Source organism: Flavobacterium sp., from assembly GCF_004295795.1.
Lineage (GTDB): Bacteria > Bacteroidota > Bacteroidia > Flavobacteriales > Flavobacteriaceae > Flavobacterium.
In genome coordinates, this window is the sequence record NZ_SEBR01000036.1 from 1 (window position 1) to 16,023 (window position 16,023).

17 protein-coding genes are annotated in these 16,023 nt (G+C 46.2%); 7 read left to right on the plus strand and 10 right to left on the minus strand.

The window, feature by feature from the left end:
- Nucleotides 1-459: 459 nt before the first annotated feature.
- A complete protein-coding gene (frr, locus tag EOO49_RS18485) occupies nt 460-1,023 on the minus strand; it encodes a ribosome recycling factor (RefSeq protein ID WP_290848434.1) in 564 nt (187 codons plus the stop codon).
- A 41-nt stretch (nt 1,024-1,064) separates the two neighbouring features.
- A complete protein-coding gene (gene pyrH / locus EOO49_RS18490) occupies nt 1,065-1,772 on the minus strand; it encodes a UMP kinase (protein WP_290848436.1) in 708 nt (235 codons plus the stop codon).
- A gap of 161 nt (nt 1,773-1,933) precedes the next feature.
- Between pyrH and EOO49_RS18495 the strand changes: the two genes are divergently transcribed.
- Entirely contained in the window at nt 1,934-2,551 is a 618-nt protein-coding gene (locus EOO49_RS18495; RefSeq protein WP_366927248.1) for a thioredoxin family protein, read from the plus strand.
- Between the two features lies 1 nt (nt 2,552).
- Here EOO49_RS18495 and EOO49_RS18500 read toward each other — a convergent pair whose 3' ends face one another.
- The 5 genes from EOO49_RS18500 to EOO49_RS18520 form a co-directional block, all read right to left on the minus strand.
- Nucleotides 2,553-3,101, minus strand: a complete 549-nt coding sequence (locus EOO49_RS18500) for a hypothetical protein (RefSeq protein WP_290848440.1) — start codon at nt 3,099-3,101, stop codon at nt 2,553-2,555.
- Entirely contained in the window at nt 3,082-3,780 is a 699-nt protein-coding gene (gene truB, locus EOO49_RS18505) for a tRNA pseudouridine(55) synthase TruB (RefSeq protein ID WP_290848442.1), read from the minus strand. The genes EOO49_RS18500 and truB overlap by 20 nt, the downstream gene beginning before the upstream one ends.
- Nucleotides 3,777-4,574: an undecaprenyl-diphosphate phosphatase gene (locus EOO49_RS18510; RefSeq protein ID WP_290848444.1), complete on the minus strand. Its 798-nt coding sequence runs from the start codon at nt 4,572-4,574 to the stop codon at nt 3,777-3,779. Before EOO49_RS18510 ends, truB begins: the two co-directional genes overlap by 4 nt.
- A gap of 89 nt (nt 4,575-4,663) precedes the next feature.
- Nucleotides 4,664-4,903 carry a DUF3098 domain-containing protein gene (locus tag EOO49_RS18515; protein WP_290848446.1) on the minus strand — a complete coding sequence of 80 codons (240 nt, stop codon included), beginning with the start codon at nt 4,901-4,903 and terminating at the stop codon, nt 4,664-4,666.
- 90 nt (nt 4,904-4,993) lie between these two features.
- Nucleotides 4,994-5,869, minus strand: a complete 876-nt coding sequence (locus EOO49_RS18520; RefSeq protein ID WP_290848449.1) for a permease-like cell division protein FtsX — start codon at nt 5,867-5,869, stop codon at nt 4,994-4,996.
- Between the two features lie 236 nt (nt 5,870-6,105).
- Here EOO49_RS18520 and EOO49_RS18525 point away from each other — a divergent pair, with 236 nt between their 5' ends.
- From EOO49_RS18525 to EOO49_RS18550, 6 genes are all read left to right on the plus strand, one after another.
- Nucleotides 6,106-9,126 (plus strand): class I tRNA ligase family protein, encoded by a 3,021-nt coding sequence (locus tag EOO49_RS18525; protein WP_290848450.1) that lies wholly within the window; start codon nt 6,106-6,108, stop codon nt 9,124-9,126.
- Nucleotides 9,127-9,630, plus strand: coding sequence for a PH domain-containing protein (locus EOO49_RS18530; protein WP_290848452.1), 504 nt, complete (start codon nt 9,127-9,129; stop codon nt 9,628-9,630). It abuts the gene before it with no gap.
- A gap of 73 nt (nt 9,631-9,703) precedes the next feature.
- Nucleotides 9,704-10,381, plus strand: a complete 678-nt coding sequence (locus EOO49_RS18535) for a zinc metallopeptidase (protein ID WP_290848454.1) — start codon at nt 9,704-9,706, stop codon at nt 10,379-10,381.
- A gap of 150 nt (nt 10,382-10,531) precedes the next feature.
- Complete coding sequence (locus EOO49_RS18540) at nt 10,532-11,005, plus strand: hypothetical protein (RefSeq protein ID WP_290848456.1); 474 nt, start codon at nt 10,532-10,534, stop codon at nt 11,003-11,005.
- 809 nt (nt 11,006-11,814) lie between these two features.
- Nucleotides 11,815-12,813 (plus strand): NAD-dependent epimerase/dehydratase family protein, encoded by a 999-nt coding sequence (locus EOO49_RS18545; protein ID WP_290848458.1) that lies wholly within the window; start codon nt 11,815-11,817, stop codon nt 12,811-12,813.
- Between the two features lie 57 nt (nt 12,814-12,870).
- Nucleotides 12,871-13,410 (plus strand): ester cyclase, encoded by a 540-nt coding sequence (locus tag EOO49_RS18550; RefSeq protein ID WP_290848459.1) that lies wholly within the window; start codon nt 12,871-12,873, stop codon nt 13,408-13,410.
- Between the two features lie 68 nt (nt 13,411-13,478).
- Here EOO49_RS18550 and EOO49_RS18555 read toward each other — a convergent pair whose 3' ends face one another.
- The 3 genes from EOO49_RS18555 to EOO49_RS18565 are packed head-to-tail and all read right to left on the minus strand — an operon-like array spanning nt 13,479 to nt 15,930.
- The gene (locus EOO49_RS18555; RefSeq protein ID WP_290848461.1) at nt 13,479-13,868 is read right to left on the minus strand and encodes a DUF4296 domain-containing protein; all 390 of its coding nucleotides are present in this window, start codon (nt 13,866-13,868) and stop codon (nt 13,479-13,481) included.
- A complete protein-coding gene (locus EOO49_RS18560; RefSeq protein WP_290848463.1) occupies nt 13,865-15,205 on the minus strand; it encodes a dihydroorotase in 1,341 nt (446 codons plus the stop codon). Before EOO49_RS18560 ends, EOO49_RS18555 begins: the two co-directional genes overlap by 4 nt.
- A complete protein-coding gene (locus tag EOO49_RS18565) occupies nt 15,205-15,930 on the minus strand; it encodes a polyprenol monophosphomannose synthase (protein ID WP_290848465.1) in 726 nt (241 codons plus the stop codon). Before EOO49_RS18565 ends, EOO49_RS18560 begins: the two co-directional genes overlap by 1 nt.
- Nucleotides 15,931-16,023: the final 93 nt, after the last annotated feature.

The window sequence follows — 16,023 nt, forward strand, 5'->3', positions numbered from 1 at the left end:
GCCGCAAGGCCTTTTTGCTACTTTTGCGGCCAGGCAAACCGAGGAACGAGGTTCACTGAATCCTTTAAAAAACAATAAAAATCAATGAAGTAAAAGTAGTCCCGCGGAAGGCGACGAACAACAACACAGGCAGCGCAGCTGCCGCAAACACCAAAAAAAGCGCAGCTTTTTTATTTACGCTCCGTGAGTGAGATTATTTCAGTAAACACATAAAGTAATAAAGGAAAAAGATTTTGCGGCTAAAAGAAAAATAGCCCGGATAACGGCAACTAGCCTTTCGCAGAAAAAACCAACTTTTTCTTAGGTTGCGACAGCGACCGCAGGAAGCTCGTCGCAACCTCTAGAAAAACCGGTTTTTAAAAGAAAGCTAGTGCCAGGTTAGCCGGAAAAAGCTCCAAAAAATTTTGCAATAAAAAACCCGACATAACATCGGGTTCCAATATCAAAAAAAAGGCAAAATCAAACCTTCATAATCTCGGCTTCTTTGACCGTAAGCACTTCATCGATCTTCTTGATAAAAGCGTTTGTAAGACTTTGTACTTCTTCTTCGGCGGACTTGCAAATGTCCTCAGAAGTACCGTCTTTCTCAAGTTTCTTGATCTCTTTATTCGCTTCCTGGCGCGCGTTTCGAATCCCGATTTTGGCATCTTCGGCTTCAGATTTGGCCTGTTTTACCAAATCGCGTCGGCGTTCCTCAGTGAGCGGCGGAACGGAAATGATCACAGTATCGCCATTGTTCATTGGGTTGAAACCGATGTTTGCAATCATGATCGCTTTTTCGATCGGGTGCAACATGTTCTTTTCCCAAGGCGTTACCGTGATGGTACGCGCGTCCGGAACCGCGATGTTCGAGACTTGTGAAAGCGGCGTTTGCGATCCGTAGTAATCTACGAAAACGCCTCCAAGCATCGCCGGAGTAGCTTTGCCTGCGCGGATGTTCAAAAATTCCTTCTCCAGGTGAGCGATCGAGCCCGCCATGGATTCTTCAGTGCTTTCTAAAATAAAATCGATTTCTTCAGTCATGTTTTAATGCTTTAGGCAATAAGCTTCTGTACTTTTTCCAATTATCCCTGAACGACGGTCCCGATGTTGTCGCCTTGGCAAATCTTGAGCAGATTGCCTTCCTTGTTCATATCGAAAACCACGATCGGCAAATTGTTTTCCTGGCTCAAAGTGAATGCGGTGGTGTCCATGACGTTCAGGCCTTTCGACAAAACTTCGGCAAATGTCAACTCGTCGTATTTGGTTGCCGATGGATCTTTCTCAGGATCGGCCGTGTAAATTCCGTCTACGCGAGTGCCTTTGAGGATCACGTCGGCGTGAATTTCGACGCCTCTCAAAACGGCGGCCGTATCGGTCGTGAAATAGGGATTTCCGGTTCCGGCTCCAAAAATCACGATTCGGTTTTTCTCGAGATGACGCACCGCGCGACGCTTGATGTAAGGTTCGGCTATGGCTTCGATTTTTAGGGCGGTTTGCAGACGTGTGAGCATTCCGGCGTCTTCGAGAGCGCCTTGCAACGCCATTCCGTTGATAACCGTGGCCAACATTCCCATGTAATCGCCTTGTACGCGGTCCATTCCATTGCTGGCTCCGGCCACGCCTCGGAAAATATTTCCTCCGCCAATCACGATCGCGATTTCGACGCCTTGGTCGTGGATCGACTTGATATCATTGGCATATTCGGCCAGACGCGCTGGGTCGATTCCGTATTGACGGTCGCCCATCAACGCTTCTCCGCTGAGTTTGAGGAGGATTCTTTTGTACTTCATAATTTTGGTAGAGTTGTGCAAATATAGAGATATTCCGACGTATCGAAAACCTGCGTTCTAAAAATGTTAACAGCCTCAGAAATGGGTTTCTTTGGCACATTTTTAATCGTAATTTTGGCAGACCGAACACCGTGAACACTTAAAGGAGACATCTTATGAAAATGGCCGTCGCAGCTGGTTTGTCCCAGAGTTATACCTACCTGAAATACAGAAATATTGTCTCGAAATTGTTGTCGGAAGGCAAGGTTTCGGGCATTTCACAATCAGAAGCGCTTCTCGAGTACACCAAACTCAACGAATCTCGTATGAACCGTCTCGACAAGAAAATCGTCGTGCCCGAAGATTTTATCAAGCGTTTGCTGGCCTTGAAGCACAAATATATCTGGCTCGTGATTTCTGAAGGTTGGTGCGGAGACGCGGCCCAGTTGACGCCTGTTTTCAACAAACTTGCAAGCTTGTCGGAAAACATCGAGCTCAGAATGGTTTTCCGCGACGAGAACGATGGTCTGATGAACGCGTTTTTGAGCAACGGCGCGCGTTCGATTCCAAAGTTGGTCGTGCTTGACGCCGATACGAACGAGGTTCGCACAAGTTGGGGACCGAGGCCGAAAGGCGCTGCCGAATTCATCCGATCATACAAAGAACAATACGGACAAATCGACGAAACAGCCAAAACCGAATTGCATTTGTGGTACACGCACGACAAAGGTTTGTCGACGCAATCGGAACTTATCGAACTCATGGAAGAGCTCGAGGTCGCGCTTTATTCGAAACGATAAGCTAGAAAATGGTCAGGCCGAGGCCGAAACTTATCGCGCGAATTTGTCCGGTGTTGTCAAGCGAAAATCCGTACTGCGAGTATTCGGCGAAGACCGATGTTCCGTCGAGATTTTCCCAACCGATGCTCGTTTTCCAGTAATAACCTTGTTTGTTTCCATGCCCGAGGCCAAAAACCCAACCGGCGCCGGGTTGGATCAAAAGTCTTGTGTATTCATTGATTCGCGGCGCAATCCTGAAGTTGTTGTAAACCGGGATCGCGATGAGTTTTTCTGACAATCGCCATTCCGTTCCCGTGTGCAATCCGGTGGCGAACCAGCGGTTCACGTGAACGCCAAGTCCGAATTTTGTGTTGATTCCATCGGGCAAAAACCGCAGATCATCCACTTTCGCGCCTCCGTCGAAATGATGGCGCAAAGGCAAGGCGACTCCGAACAAAATGTATTTGAAATTTTTTTGCGGCTCGGGTTGAAGTTCTGGAAAGAACTGGCTGTGAGCCGAAAATCCGATAAGAAGTAAGAGTAAAAAATACCTAATCTTGAGTGAATGCATGCTGGAAATCTTCTGGCGTTTCAGCTAAAGTTACAGCATATTCCCCAATTTTGGTTCGTCTCAACGCGGTCAAATGCGCTCCGGAATTTATGGCTTTTCCAAGGTCGAAAGCGATCGATCGAATGTATGTGCCTTTGCTGCAAACAATCCTAAAATCGACTTCGGGCAAGGCGATTCTCGTGAGCTCAAATTCGTGAATGGTCGTTTTTCGGGAAGCGATCTCGATTTCTTCCCCGGCGCGGGCGTGTTCATACAAGCGTTTTCCGTCTTTTTTGATGGCCGAAAAAATAGGTGGTTTTTGGTCGATTTCGCCTAGAAATTGTTCCGAAACGGTTTTCAAAAGCAGTTCTTCAGAAATATGTTCCGTAGGAAAAGTCGCATCGATTTCAGTCTCGAGATCGTACGATGGCGTAGTGGCGCCAAAATGAAAAGTACCAGTATATTCTTTGACCTGGCCTTGCAATTCGGGAATCCGTTTGGTGAACTTTCCCGTGCACATGATCAAAAGTCCCGTCGCCAAAGGATCGAGCGTTCCGGCGTGACCGATCTTGATCTTTTTGAGACCGAGTTGCGATTTCAAAAGCCACTTGATTTTGTTCACCGCCTGAAACGAAGTCCAGTGCAAAGGTTTGTCGATAAGCAGGATTTGTCCTTCGAGAAAATCTTCGGGCGTTCTCAAATTATCGTGAGTTTTTGGACGAAAAAGTGAATGATCAAAATTGCGGCTCCGGCCAGAATCCGGTAATAGCCGAACCATTTGAAGCCGTGTTTTTGCAAGAATCCGATAAACGATTTTATGGCGAGCAAAGCCACAATGAAAGCCACGACGTTTCCGATGATAAGCAGGTTCGTTTCCTGTGAAGTCAAAACCAATCCGTCCTTATAATAGTCGTACAATTTTTTGGCCGTCGCTCCAAACATTGTTGGAATCGCAAGGAAAAACGAGAATTCGGCTGCTGTTTTGCGCGTCAACTTCTGGGACATTCCGCCAATGATGCTCGCGCCGCTTCTCGAAACGCCTGGAATCATGGCGATGCATTGAAATAATCCGATCTTGAAAGCCGTCGCGTACGAAATGTCGTCGGTCGAATCTGATTCCTCGTCTCTCGAAAACCATCCGTCAACGAACAAGAGCACGATTCCTCCAAGCACGAGCGAGATCGCGACCGTGACCGGACTTTCCAGCAAAGCATCGATTTTGTCGCTGAACAAAAGTCCGAAAACAACCGCCGGAATGAACGCGACAAGCAGTTTGAAGTAAAATCCGATGGTTTGGAAGAAGCGTTTGAAATACAGGATGATGACCGATAAGATCGCTCCAAGCTGAATGACGACAGTGAACAATTTGGTGAAATCGTCTCCGGCAATCCCGAAAAACGACGAGGCGATGATCATGTGTCCGGTTGACGAAACGGGTAAAAATTCGGTCAATCCTTCGATTATCGCGATGATTATGGCTTGGAAAGTGGTCATTGGAGTTGATTTGCAGATTTTACCCTTGTCGGATTATCAGAAAAAAAGCGTCCGATTATCTGAAAATCCGGTAATCTGATACACTAAAATTATTGCTTCGGATTCTTCAGAATTGCGTAAACCGTAACTCCGAAACCTATCAGTACGATGGTTGGAGCCAAGCGGATTCTCTGAAATCCAAACACCGATTCGTTAAACACTTTTGCGTCGTCGCTTCCGCCTCCGGCCATCAAAATAAAGCCTAGCGCGATCACCGCGATTCCGATAAGGAGAATTTTATAGTTGACTTTTTCGAAAAGAAAGTCTTTGTTGTCTTGCTTGTTTTCCATTTTTCTAAATTTTTGTCTGATAAAGACTTGCAGCCTCGCGTTTTGTCACACCTGAAATTCCGAACTCCGGAACTTTGCACTTAAGCACTTTTAGTAAAGGTCGTCCGTTCGAAGGTTCAAAAAGCGCTGCGTGGCGATAAACGTACTGAACCAGGTTATCACGACTCCGGCCACCAAAACGCCTGCCAAAACCGCCGCTGTCATGGGTTGGTCGCGCAAAACGCCCAATGTCGGATAGGTCGTGTCGAGATAATAAAGCATTCCGATCAATGCGATAACGGCCAAAACAGCGCCGATTATTCCGAGCCTGATACTTTTCCAGATGAAAGGTCGTCTGATGAACGACTTTGTCGCTCCGACCATTTGCATTGTTTTGATAATGAATCTGTTGGAGTGGATGGAAAGTCGCATCGACGAATTGATCAGCAAAACTGCGATAAATGCCAAGATGCCGCTGATTATCAAAACCCACATACTCACTTTCTCGACGTTATCGTTGACCATGATGACCAATTGCTTGTCGTAATAAGCATCGGCAATCATGTCGTTTTCACGGATGTGACTTTGTATTTTTTGGATCGAATCGTTCACCACATAAGGCGCGCGCAAGTGAATGTCGTAAGAGTTCAAAAGTGGGTTCATGCCCAAAAACTCCATGAAATTTTCTCCGATTTCCTTTTGCAATTGTTGTCCGGCCTGTTCTTTGGAGACAAAATTGAAATCCTTGACCCAAGGTGCCGTTTTCAATTCCTGAACAAATGCCGCGTGAGTCGAATCCTGGGCTTCGTCCTTGAAATAAACCGTCATGGGAACAGTCTCCTTGAAATCGTTCGTGAGGTTTTTGGAATTGATGATGAAAAGTCCGAGAACGCCCAACAAAAAAAGCATCAGGAAAATGCTCAGGACGACCGAAAAGTAGGAGGAAATCAACCTGCGTTTCTGGAACCGGTCAAATTTAGAGATCATAGGCGTTGAAATTGCGGTAAAAATAAAAAAGAAAATCGGGTTGAGCGTCGAATCCTGGATAAACTAACGCACAAAGTTTTAAGATTCGTGTGCAAAACGTAACTTTGTGCGGCTTTGCAGATTTTGCTTTTGCAGACCGATCCAAATCTGTGGAAAACTGCAAAAATCCGCAGCAATCGCAACCTAGAGAATTCACGTTATCCGAACATGGAATAACGATTAACGAATAACGAATAATGAAGTATTCACCAAACGAAATCGAAGCCCGCTGGCAAAAATATTGGGCCGAAAACAACACTTTCGCCGCCGAAAACCATTCTGATAAACCAAAATATTATGTGCTCGACATGTTTCCGTATCCGTCAGGCGCCGGATTGCACGTAGGACATCCGCTAGGTTACATCGCCAGCGACATTTACTCGAGGTTCAAACGCCATCAGGGTTTCAACGTTTTGCATCCGCAAGGGTACGACAGTTTCGGATTGCCTGCTGAACAATACGCGATCCAAACCGGGCAACATCCTGAGAAAACCACTCGTGAGAACATTGCGCGTTATCGCGAGCAGCTCGACAAAATCGGGTTTTCGTTCGATTGGGATCGGGAAGTGCGAACTTCGAATCCGGACTATTATAAGTGGACGCAATGGATTTTTATCCAGTTGTTCAATTCGTGGTACAATTTCGATTCCAACAAAGCCGAAGCTATCGAGGTTTTATCCGACATTTTCCAAAGACAAGGAAATGCCAACGTAAACGCGGCTTGCGACGACAATATCGACACTTTCGACGCTGATTTCTGGAACAATCTTTCCGACAAGGCAAAAGACAGGATTTTGCTAAAATACCGCCTGACGTATTTGGCCGAAACCGAAGTCAATTGGTGTCCGGGTTTGGGAACTGTTTTGGCGAACGACGAAATCGTGAACGGCGTTTCGGAACGCGGCGGATTTCCCGTCATCCGCAAAAAAATGACGCAATGGAGCATGCGGATTTCCGCTTACGCCGAACGTTTGTTGCAAGGTTTGAACGAAATCGACTGGACGCAATCGCTGAAAGATGCACAAACGAATTGGATCGGGAAATCGGTCGGCGCTTCGGTGAAATTCCAGGTTGTTGGATATGAAGCCGAAATGACTGCCGATGTCGGTCAACCGATAATCGAGGTCTTCACGACGCGTCCGGATACGATCTTCGGAGTCACCTTTTTGACACTTGCGCCGGAGCACGAACTCGTCTCGAAAATAGTGACAGACGAGCAAAAAGCTGCGGTTGACGCTTATATCGATGCGACTTCCAAGCGTTCCGAGCGCGAAAGAATGGCCGATGTCAAGACGATTTCGGGCGTTTTCACGGGCGCTTACGCGATTCATCCTTTTTCCGGTTTGCCAATTCCGATCTGGATTGGCGATTACGTTTTGGCAGGTTACGGAACGGGCGCTGTCATGGCAGTTCCGGCAGGCGACCAACGCGATTACGACTTTGCGAAACACTTCGATATTCCGATAGAAAACATTTTCGAGAACGTCGATATTTCCAAGGAAGCTTACGGCAGCAAAGACAATGTTAAGCTCCAAAACTCCGACTTCTTGAACGGACTCGACTATAAATCGGCTACGAAAAAAGTTGTCGAGGAACTTGAATCAATAAAATCCGGAAACGGCAAGACGAATTACCGTTTGCGCGACGCCGTTTTCTCACGCCAACGCTATTGGGGCGAGCCTTTCCCGGTGTATTACAAGGAAGATTTGCCGCAAATGATCGCGCTCGAGCACTTGCCGATCGTTTTGCCCGAAGTCGAGAAATATCTTCCAACCGAAGATGGCGCGCCGCCGCTGGGAAATTCCAAAGAATGGGCTTGGGACACGATAAATAATAAAGTCGTTTCGAACGATCTCATCGACGAGAAAACGATTTTCGCTCTCGAATTGAACACGATGCCAGGCTGGGCGGGAAGTTCCTGGTATTGGTTGCGCTACATGGATGCACACAATCAAGATCGTTTTGTTTCCCGGGAAGCCGAAAGCTACTGGCAAAACGTCGATTTGTATATCGGCGGAAGCGAGCACGCGACCGGCCATTTGCTGTATTCGCGTTTCTGGAACAAATTCCTTTTCGACCGCGGTTTTATCTCGAAGGATGAACCTTTTAAGAAGTTGATCAATCAGGGGATGATTTTGGGGACGAGTGCTTTTTTGAATAAAGTAATCATTGTAATAAGTTATAATGGAGTTGGGCCTTCGGGTTTTGCTTTTGAAGAAATAAAGAGATTACGTCCCCAAAATTGGTACGTATCTGAAAGTTATTTCAAAAATCCAATGGGAAGAATGGTTCTCGATATGGAAATGAGAGAGAATTTTTATAAAGAAATTTTAGAGGAAGAAGATTTTAAGTTTTTAGATAAAGATCAGTATTTAATAGGTTTAAGAAACGAGGAAGGGATTCATCTAGATGTGACATTTGTAGATAGTTCTGACGAAATTGAAATAAGACAGGTACGTAATTGGCGTTCTGACTTAAATGATGCTCGATTTATAAAAGACAAATTCGGTAAGTTCACAGTAAGACGCGAAGTCGAAAAAATGTCCAAATCCAAATACAACGTAGTAAACCCAGATGACATCTGCGAAGAATATGGAGCTGACACTTTGCGTTTGTACGAAATGTTCCTCGGGCCGCTCGAACAAGCCAAGCCATGGAATACTGCCGGAATCACAGGCGTTTTCGGTTTTCTCAAAAAACTTTGGAAACTCTATTTCGACGACAACGGATTGATCGTAACGACGAATCCGGCCTCGAAAGACGCACTCAAAACGTTGCACAAAACCATCAAGAAAGTGCAGGACGACATCGAAGGTTTTTCGTTCAACACTTCGGTTTCCCAATTTATGATTGCTGTCAACGAACTGACTGCGATGAATTGCCACGAGCGCACCATTCTCGAGCCGCTCGCGATCCTGATTTCGCCTTACGCGCCTCACATCGCCGAGGAATTGTGGCACCAACTCGGACACAAACGCAGTATTTCGCAAGTGCCGTTCCCGATTTTCAATGCGGAGCATTTGGTGGAAAGCAGCAAGGAATATCCGGTTTCGTTCAACGGAAAGACGAAATTCTCGATCGAATTGCCTTTGGATCTGAATCCGAAACAAATCGAGGAAATCATTTTGGCAGACGAACGCACGATCGCTCAACTCGCTGGAAATGCGCCAAAAAAGGTGATCGTCGTTCCGGGAAGAATCATCAACATCGTCCTTTAAATGAAGTACAAGACCAAACTCGATACGATGGCGACTGTGATTACGGTTGGCATCGTATTGTTGTTCGGTTCGATAATCGCTACGGTTTGGACTTTTCCCGAGGCCGGCGAAATGATTGGCGCAAGTATCTCGACTTCGATATTGCTTGTCGCCATTTTGTTTTTTTCGTACGGATTTGCCCCAAAAGCCTTCTCGTTCGACGAATACGGAATTGTCGTGCATCGGCTGCTGAAAAACGCACACATTCCGTTCGACCAAATTCAATCGGCCAGGAAAATCGGGAAAGTTTCTCCAAAAGGTTTGATTCGAACACTCGGAAATGGCGGACTTTTTGGTTACTACGGCGACTTTAGAAACGACGAAATCGGCGATATGGATTGGTATCTTACGAGGCGGCAAGACATTGTTTTTCTTGACACGACAAAAGCCAAAATCCTACTTTCTCCTAACGACGTCGATATATTTCTTGTTGAACTTAACTCGCATCTGACAAACCAAGTTTAACAAAACTACAACGTGACATTTTGGCAACTGGTTTCAAATTTGATAGTTTCCGAATCAAACTTAAACCATAGAAATGAATCCGATTTATATACTGATTATCGCCATAATGATTGCCAGTTGGGCTGTTGGCCAAAGACTGCAATCGAAATTCACCAAATATTCCAAACTGCAACTTCGCAACGGAATGAGCGGTTCCGAAATCGCCCAGAAAATGCTCGACGACCACGGAATCCGCGACGTTCGCGTAATCTCGACTCCGGGAAGATTGACCGATCATTACAATCCCGCCGATAAAACCGTGAATCTCTCCGAAGCCGTTTATAATGAGCGAAATGCCGCGGCAGCAGCTGTTGCCGCACACGAAGTGGGGCACGCCGTTCAGCACGCGAGAGCTTATAATTGGCTGACTTTTCGTTCGAATATCGTTCCGGCCGTGAGCCTGATCTCGAAATTCATTCCGTTCGTATTGATTGCGGGAGTTTTAACCTTAAAAGCGTTCCCACAACTTTTGCTTATCGGAATCGCGCTTTTTGCGTTGACCACGATTTTCACATTCATCACGCTTCCGGTCGAATACGACGCGAGTAATCGTGCATTGGCCTGGCTCGAGAACAAGAATATGGTGACACGCGAAGAACACGATGGAGCAAAAGATGCACTGAAATGGGCCGCTCGAACCTATGTCGTAGCCGCGATTTCGTCTCTTGCGACATTACTTTACTACATCTCGATTTATAACAACAGAAGATAATTTCCAGTACACAGTTTAAGAAAGAAAGATCCGTCATGTCGTGGCGGATTTTTTTATGGGTTGGTTTACCCAAACCTTCCGTTGGTTTAAAGTGGTGATTTCGTGGCTTGTATCTGATGTAAGTTTGACCCAACAACAAAACTTACAATCATGAAAACCAACATTTTGATTTTGCTTTTTCTCTCGATTTTTGCCTTCGGTTGCAGCAGCGACGATTCCAAATCCAATTCAGGTTCAGATTCAGGTTCGGACAACGAATACTCTTATCTGGGCGATAATTTCCAAATCGAAAGAGCCGAATACCTCGTGGCCGACGGCGATCTTTACCTGTTTTTCCAAGGCAGCGGAGTCGCCAATTACATCCAGGTGATTTTTGCCGATGTGACCGAGATTCCGGTCGGGAGCTTTACTTACAACAACTTGCGTTACAGTCCGTCCTACAATCCGCAGACCAACTTTTGGTCGGGCGCGATTACCACTGAAATCAATCCTTTGGGCTATTTGCTTACAGATGGAAGTCTCTCGATCGCCCAATCTGAAACTGGTTACGACATCAATTTCAATGTTACGGATTCCCAAGGCACTGCCATCGGACGGTACAATGGACAAATCGTCCCAAGATAATTTGTGTTAGGTTATTTTGCGAAAATCCGTCTCGTGTTTGGGACGGATTTTTTATGCAGCAAAATCCCGCTATCCGCTGTAGCTCAAAGCAACGACGCCGTTTTTTGCAGGTGTTTTCAGGAGCTCCGCTGTCGCTCTGAAAACGCGGCAAAAAATGGGCGTCGGTGCTTCGAGGCTGCCGCTGCTATCGGGGCTGGGGCGCGGTTTTTCAGTTAAATGCTAGTGTAGGATTGTTTTATTATAAGTTATAAGCCATGAACTTGGCTATTATAAAATTTCAGATTTCGGCCGGCGAAATTGGATAGCCAACAACAATAATATCGCTAAACCTCATTTTAACAAAAAGTACAGATTTTCTGTAATCGGGTTATCGCGCAAATCCCGATCTTACCTTCAGGGAAGGGGCTGGTGTTTATCCCTACGAAATTTTGGAACGACTTGTTTACAGATAATCTGTAAAAATTGTTAAACCTAGGTTGTGCGATTTTTTTCTTGATTGCCGTAGCTCGGGAATCCAATCTTCGGGTGAATGTTTTTTGCGAATGAAGTGGCCGCGAATCCCAAAAAGTTCTAGTCCTGATACTTTTATTTTACACGACTTTTGCCAATCGGAGACTGGGTTTGCGTTAGGGATTTGAGCCGTTATCCTTTTTCAAGAACGCGCACCGCGGCGTTCGCAAAGATAAAGGCGGAAGCCCGGCGCCGGCCGCGAATTCGATCGGAGCAAGGACATGATCCGGCGCAACGCCCAAAACAAACTAATCGAGACGAAATTTTGCCTTCGAAAAGCGGTTGCTTATCTTTACGATATGAACCTCATAACCGGAACGACCGGCCTCGTCGGAGCGCATCTCGCGTTGGCTTTGCTGAAAAAGGGCGAAAACGTGCGCGGTTTGTTTCGTTCGGAAGCAGCCAAATCCAAAACCCAAAACCTGTTCCGCTTGTACGGAAGACCCGAACTTTTCGAGAGAATCGAATGGTTTCAAGCTGATATTCTCGACATTCCGGCGCTCGAGAAAGCTTTTGTGAATGTCGAAAAAGTCTATCACTGCGCGGCTTTGATCTCGTTCGATCCGAAAGACGAGGAAAATCTCAGGAAAATCAACATCGAGGGAACGGCCAACATCGTGAATTTGTGCCTCGATTTTGGCGTGACAAAAATCTGTCATGTCAGTTCTGTAGCGGCTTTGGGCGATCTCAAAGAAGGAGAAACGGTGCTCGACGAAGAAACCGAATGGAATCCCGAAAAACAGCATTCCGACTACGGCATTTCCAAATATGGAGCCGAAATGGAGATTTGGCGCGGTTGGCAAGAAGGTTTGGCATCGGTCGCGGTCGTGCCCGGAATCATTCTCGGACCCGGTTTTTGGGACGAAGGCAGCGGCACGATTTTCTCGACAATCCAAAAAGGCTTTCCGTTTTACACAGTTGGTTCGACGGGTTTTGTCGATGTGAACGACGTCGTAAATGCGATGATTTCATTGATGGAAAGCGACATTTCGGGCGAACGGTTTATCCTGATCGGCGAACATTTGGTTCTAAGGGACGCGGCTTTCGCGATTGCCGATGCGCTTGGCGTAAAACGTCCGGGAATCGATGCGAAACCTTGGCTTGTTTCGCTTGCGGTTTTTGGCGATTGGCTCGGATCCTTGTTTGGGAAAAAACGCAAGTTGTTCCGCGAAACCTCGGAAGCGTTTCATCGCCATCGCGAGTTTTCCAACACAAAAATCAAGGAAGCGATTGGGTTTGAATTTACTCCAATCCGACAGTCAATTTTGCAATCGGTTGAAATACAGAAGGATAAATGACTACTTTAGTTGTGTCGGAAATTTGATCAAATCTGACATCAACCAAAACCAATCGACATGAAAACACTGAAATTCTTTTGTCTGGCATTCGTCGGAACACTGCTTTTTGCGACGACCTCTTGCGAAAATGCGCCCAAAAACGACACTTCCGAATGCGGCGACCTAGTTATTCACGCCGAAAAATTGTCTCAAAATATCAAGAAATACGAATCGGTTTGGGACAAAATCGTGAACGAGCGCAAAATCGATCTGATCAACACAGACATGTTCGAAAAAGACGTCGTTTTGGTCACAAGCCCTGAAAACATCAAAGGAATCGAGGCTTTCAAGGCGTATTACAACAATTATCTCGTTGGTTTTTCAGACGTCAAATTCACGATAATCGACGCTTACGGCCAAGATGACAGAATCGTGAAACACTGGCGTTTCGAAGGAAAACACACGGGCTTGTTTTTCGGGATTCCGGCCACGGGAAAATCGGTTGACATCGAAGGTGTGACGCTGGTCAAGATGAAAAACGGCAAAATTGCGCAGGAACAGGATTTTGTGGACAATTTGGAGTTTATGAACCAGCTTGGGATTATTCCGAAGCAATAAGCGAAAAGCTTTGGTTCAGCGCAAAAAAAATCCCTCGAGTTGAGAGATTGGTTTGTCCGCGAAAGCGATTATTTTATCATTCCGCCTTCGACCGGAATATTTGAAGGCGTTGGAAGTTTTTTGTTCGCCAACGAATCCTGAGTCTTTTTGTCTCGCTCCAAACGTCGGTTCACTCTTCCATACATTCGCTTGTAACGCTTGATGTCAGTGGCATAATAGCGATTGCTCTGCGCAAATTGCAAACTGTCGATCTTGTATTTTTTGTAGATGTATTTGTTGGGTTCTACCGCGTTTTGGATCACGCCGGGATTGTGCGCCTTGATTGCCTCGAGAAGGGACAGATCGTAGAAAATATCGACCATTTTGTCTTCCTCGATCAATTTGTCAGGTTTTTCAACCGACGATTGGCTGCAAGCAAACAGCAAACACACTCCAAATATGGCAAACAATTTTTTCATCTGTCGAACAAAAGGCGTTGGCCTGCTTTGATTTCCTTGACTTTTCCGCCTGCAAAAACGTGCTGGCCGTTCACAAAAGTATGCATAATGCGCGATTTGAAACTGAAACCTTCGAACGGCGACCATCCGCATTTGGCCAGAATGTTGCTTTTGTTCACAGTCCACGGAGAACTTGGGTTCACGATAGCCAAATCGGCAAAATAACCTTCCTTGATAAAGCCGCGATTTTCGATCTTGAACACTTTTGCCGGATTGTGCGCCATTTTCTCGACGATTTTCTCGACCGTAATTTTTCCCTGCAGATGTTTCTCGAACATTGCAACCACCGAATGCTGCACAAGCGGTCCGCCCGACGGAGCTTTCAGGTAAGGCTGTTTTTTCTCGTCCAAAATATGTGGCGCGTGGTCTGTGGCGATTACGTCGATGCGTCCGTCGTTCAAGGCTTCCCACAACGCATCGCGGTCGGCTTCGGTTTTCACCGCCGGATTCCATTTGATCAGATTGCCTTTCGTCTCGTAATCTTTGTCGGTAAACCACAAATGATGCACGCAGACTTCGGCCGTGATTTTTTTCTCCTCAAGCGGAATGTTGTTCTGGAAAAGTGACATTTCCTTTGCGGTCGAGAGGTGAAAAACGTGTAATCTCACTCCGGTTTTCTTGGCCAAAGCGACAGCTTTCGATGATGAAATGTAGCACGCTTCCTCGCTTCTGATGAGGTGATGCGCCGTTACCGGAACATCGTCTCCATATTCTTGCCTGAATTTTTCGAGATTGTCTTTGATGGTCTGTTCGTCCTCGCAATGCACGGCAATCAACATTGGTGTCGACGAGAAAATGCGTTCCAGAACCGCTTCGTTGTCCACGAGCATGTTTCCGGTGGACGATCCTAGGAAAATCTTGATTCCCGCAACATTTCTGGGATTTGTCTTTAGGACTTCATCCAGATTGTCATTGGACGCGCCCATCATGAACGAATAATTTGCGTAGGATTTCTCGGACGCGATTGCGTATTTGTCCTCTAGAATTTCCTGAGTGACAGCGTTCGGAATCGTATTCGGTTGTTCGATGAAAGACGTTACGCCGCCGGCAACAGCAGCTTTCGACTCTGTCCCGATGTCGCCTTTTTGCGTCAATCCGGGTTCGCGAAAATGCACCTGATCGTCGATCGCACCTGGAATCAGATAGTTTCCTTCGGCGTCGATTATTTTGGTATCGCCAGATTTCGCGCTTATCGATTCGGCGACCTCTTTGATGATTTCGCCTTCGATCAGCACGTCGCCTTCAAAGATTTTTCCTTCGTTTACAATTTTGGCGTTCTTGATGAGAATCCTGTTCATTATAGTCTATTCAGCATTTTATTCCAGCGCAAACGCACCACTCCGAGCATGGCTTCCTTAAAGATAGCCGAACTCATTTTTGATTGACCTTTGGTGCGGTCGGTGAAGATGATCGGCACTTCGACAAGCTTGAATTTGCTGGCGAAGGCGCGGTATTTCATTTCGATTTGGAACGCGTAACCGACGAATTTTATTTTGTCGAGCCCAATTCGTTCCAACACTTCTCTTTTGTAACACATGAAACCTGCCGTGGCGTCCTTGATGCCCATTCCCATTACGATTTCCACGTAACTTGAGGCGTAATACGACATCAAAACACGGCTTAACGGCCAATTTACGACATTCACGCCCGTGACATATCTCGATCCTATGGCGACGTCGGCGGTTCCGAAATGACAGGCTTCGTACAATTTTTCAAGATCTGCCGGATTGTGCGAAAAATCTGCATCCATCTCAAAAATGTAGGAATAACTTCTCGCCAAAGCCCATCGGAAACCATGTACATACGCCGTGCCCAATCCGGATTTGGCTTTTCTTTGCTCGATGTGCAACCTGCCTTCGAATTCGGGTTGGAGTTCGATGACTTTTTTGGCCGTTCCGTCGGGTGAATTGTCGTCCACAATCAGCAAATCGAACGAATGATGCAGCGTCATTACTGCGCGCACGATACTTTCTATGTTCTCGATTTCGTTATAAGTGGGAATAATGACAAGCCCGTCGCTCATGAGTAGAGGTTTCGCGGCAAAAATACGGTATTTGCGTCAGATGAATCCCAACAAAATTATAATAATTACGAGCTTCGATTTTAGTATTTTTGC

What these genes read in the sequence shown, in the direction of transcription:
- frr (WP_290848434.1), bottom strand. Translation starts at nt 1,023, where the DNA reads ATGACTGAAGAAATCGATTTTATTTTAGAAAGCACTGAAGAATCCATG.
- pyrH (WP_290848436.1), bottom strand. Translation starts at nt 1,772, where the DNA reads ATGAAGTACAAAAGAATCCTCCTCAAACTCAGCGGAGAAGCGTTGATG.
- EOO49_RS18495 (WP_366927248.1), top strand. Translation starts at nt 1,934, where the DNA reads ATGGCCGTCGCAGCTGGTTTGTCCCAGAGTTATACCTACCTGAAATAC.
- EOO49_RS18500 (WP_290848440.1), bottom strand. Translation starts at nt 3,101, where the DNA reads ATGCATTCACTCAAGATTAGGTATTTTTTACTCTTACTTCTTATCGGA.
- EOO49_RS18510 (WP_290848444.1), bottom strand. Translation starts at nt 4,574, where the DNA reads ATGACCACTTTCCAAGCCATAATCATCGCGATAATCGAAGGATTGACC.
- EOO49_RS18515 (WP_290848446.1), bottom strand. Translation starts at nt 4,903, where the DNA reads ATGGAAAACAAGCAAGACAACAAAGACTTTCTTTTCGAAAAAGTCAAC.
- EOO49_RS18520 (WP_290848449.1), bottom strand. Translation starts at nt 5,869, where the DNA reads ATGATCTCTAAATTTGACCGGTTCCAGAAACGCAGGTTGATTTCCTCC.
- EOO49_RS18525 (WP_290848450.1), top strand. Translation starts at nt 6,106, where the DNA reads ATGAAGTATTCACCAAACGAAATCGAAGCCCGCTGGCAAAAATATTGG.
- EOO49_RS18530 (WP_290848452.1), top strand. Translation starts at nt 9,127, where the DNA reads ATGAAGTACAAGACCAAACTCGATACGATGGCGACTGTGATTACGGTT.
- EOO49_RS18535 (WP_290848454.1), top strand. Translation starts at nt 9,704, where the DNA reads ATGAATCCGATTTATATACTGATTATCGCCATAATGATTGCCAGTTGG.
- EOO49_RS18540 (WP_290848456.1), top strand. Translation starts at nt 10,532, where the DNA reads ATGAAAACCAACATTTTGATTTTGCTTTTTCTCTCGATTTTTGCCTTC.
- EOO49_RS18545 (WP_290848458.1), top strand. Translation starts at nt 11,815, where the DNA reads ATGAACCTCATAACCGGAACGACCGGCCTCGTCGGAGCGCATCTCGCG.
- EOO49_RS18550 (WP_290848459.1), top strand. Translation starts at nt 12,871, where the DNA reads ATGAAAACACTGAAATTCTTTTGTCTGGCATTCGTCGGAACACTGCTT.
- EOO49_RS18555 (WP_290848461.1), bottom strand. Translation starts at nt 13,868, where the DNA reads ATGAAAAAATTGTTTGCCATATTTGGAGTGTGTTTGCTGTTTGCTTGC.
- EOO49_RS18560 (WP_290848463.1), bottom strand. Translation starts at nt 15,205, where the DNA reads ATGAACAGGATTCTCATCAAGAACGCCAAAATTGTAAACGAAGGAAAA.
- EOO49_RS18565 (WP_290848465.1), bottom strand. Translation starts at nt 15,930, where the DNA reads ATGAGCGACGGGCTTGTCATTATTCCCACTTATAACGAAATCGAGAAC.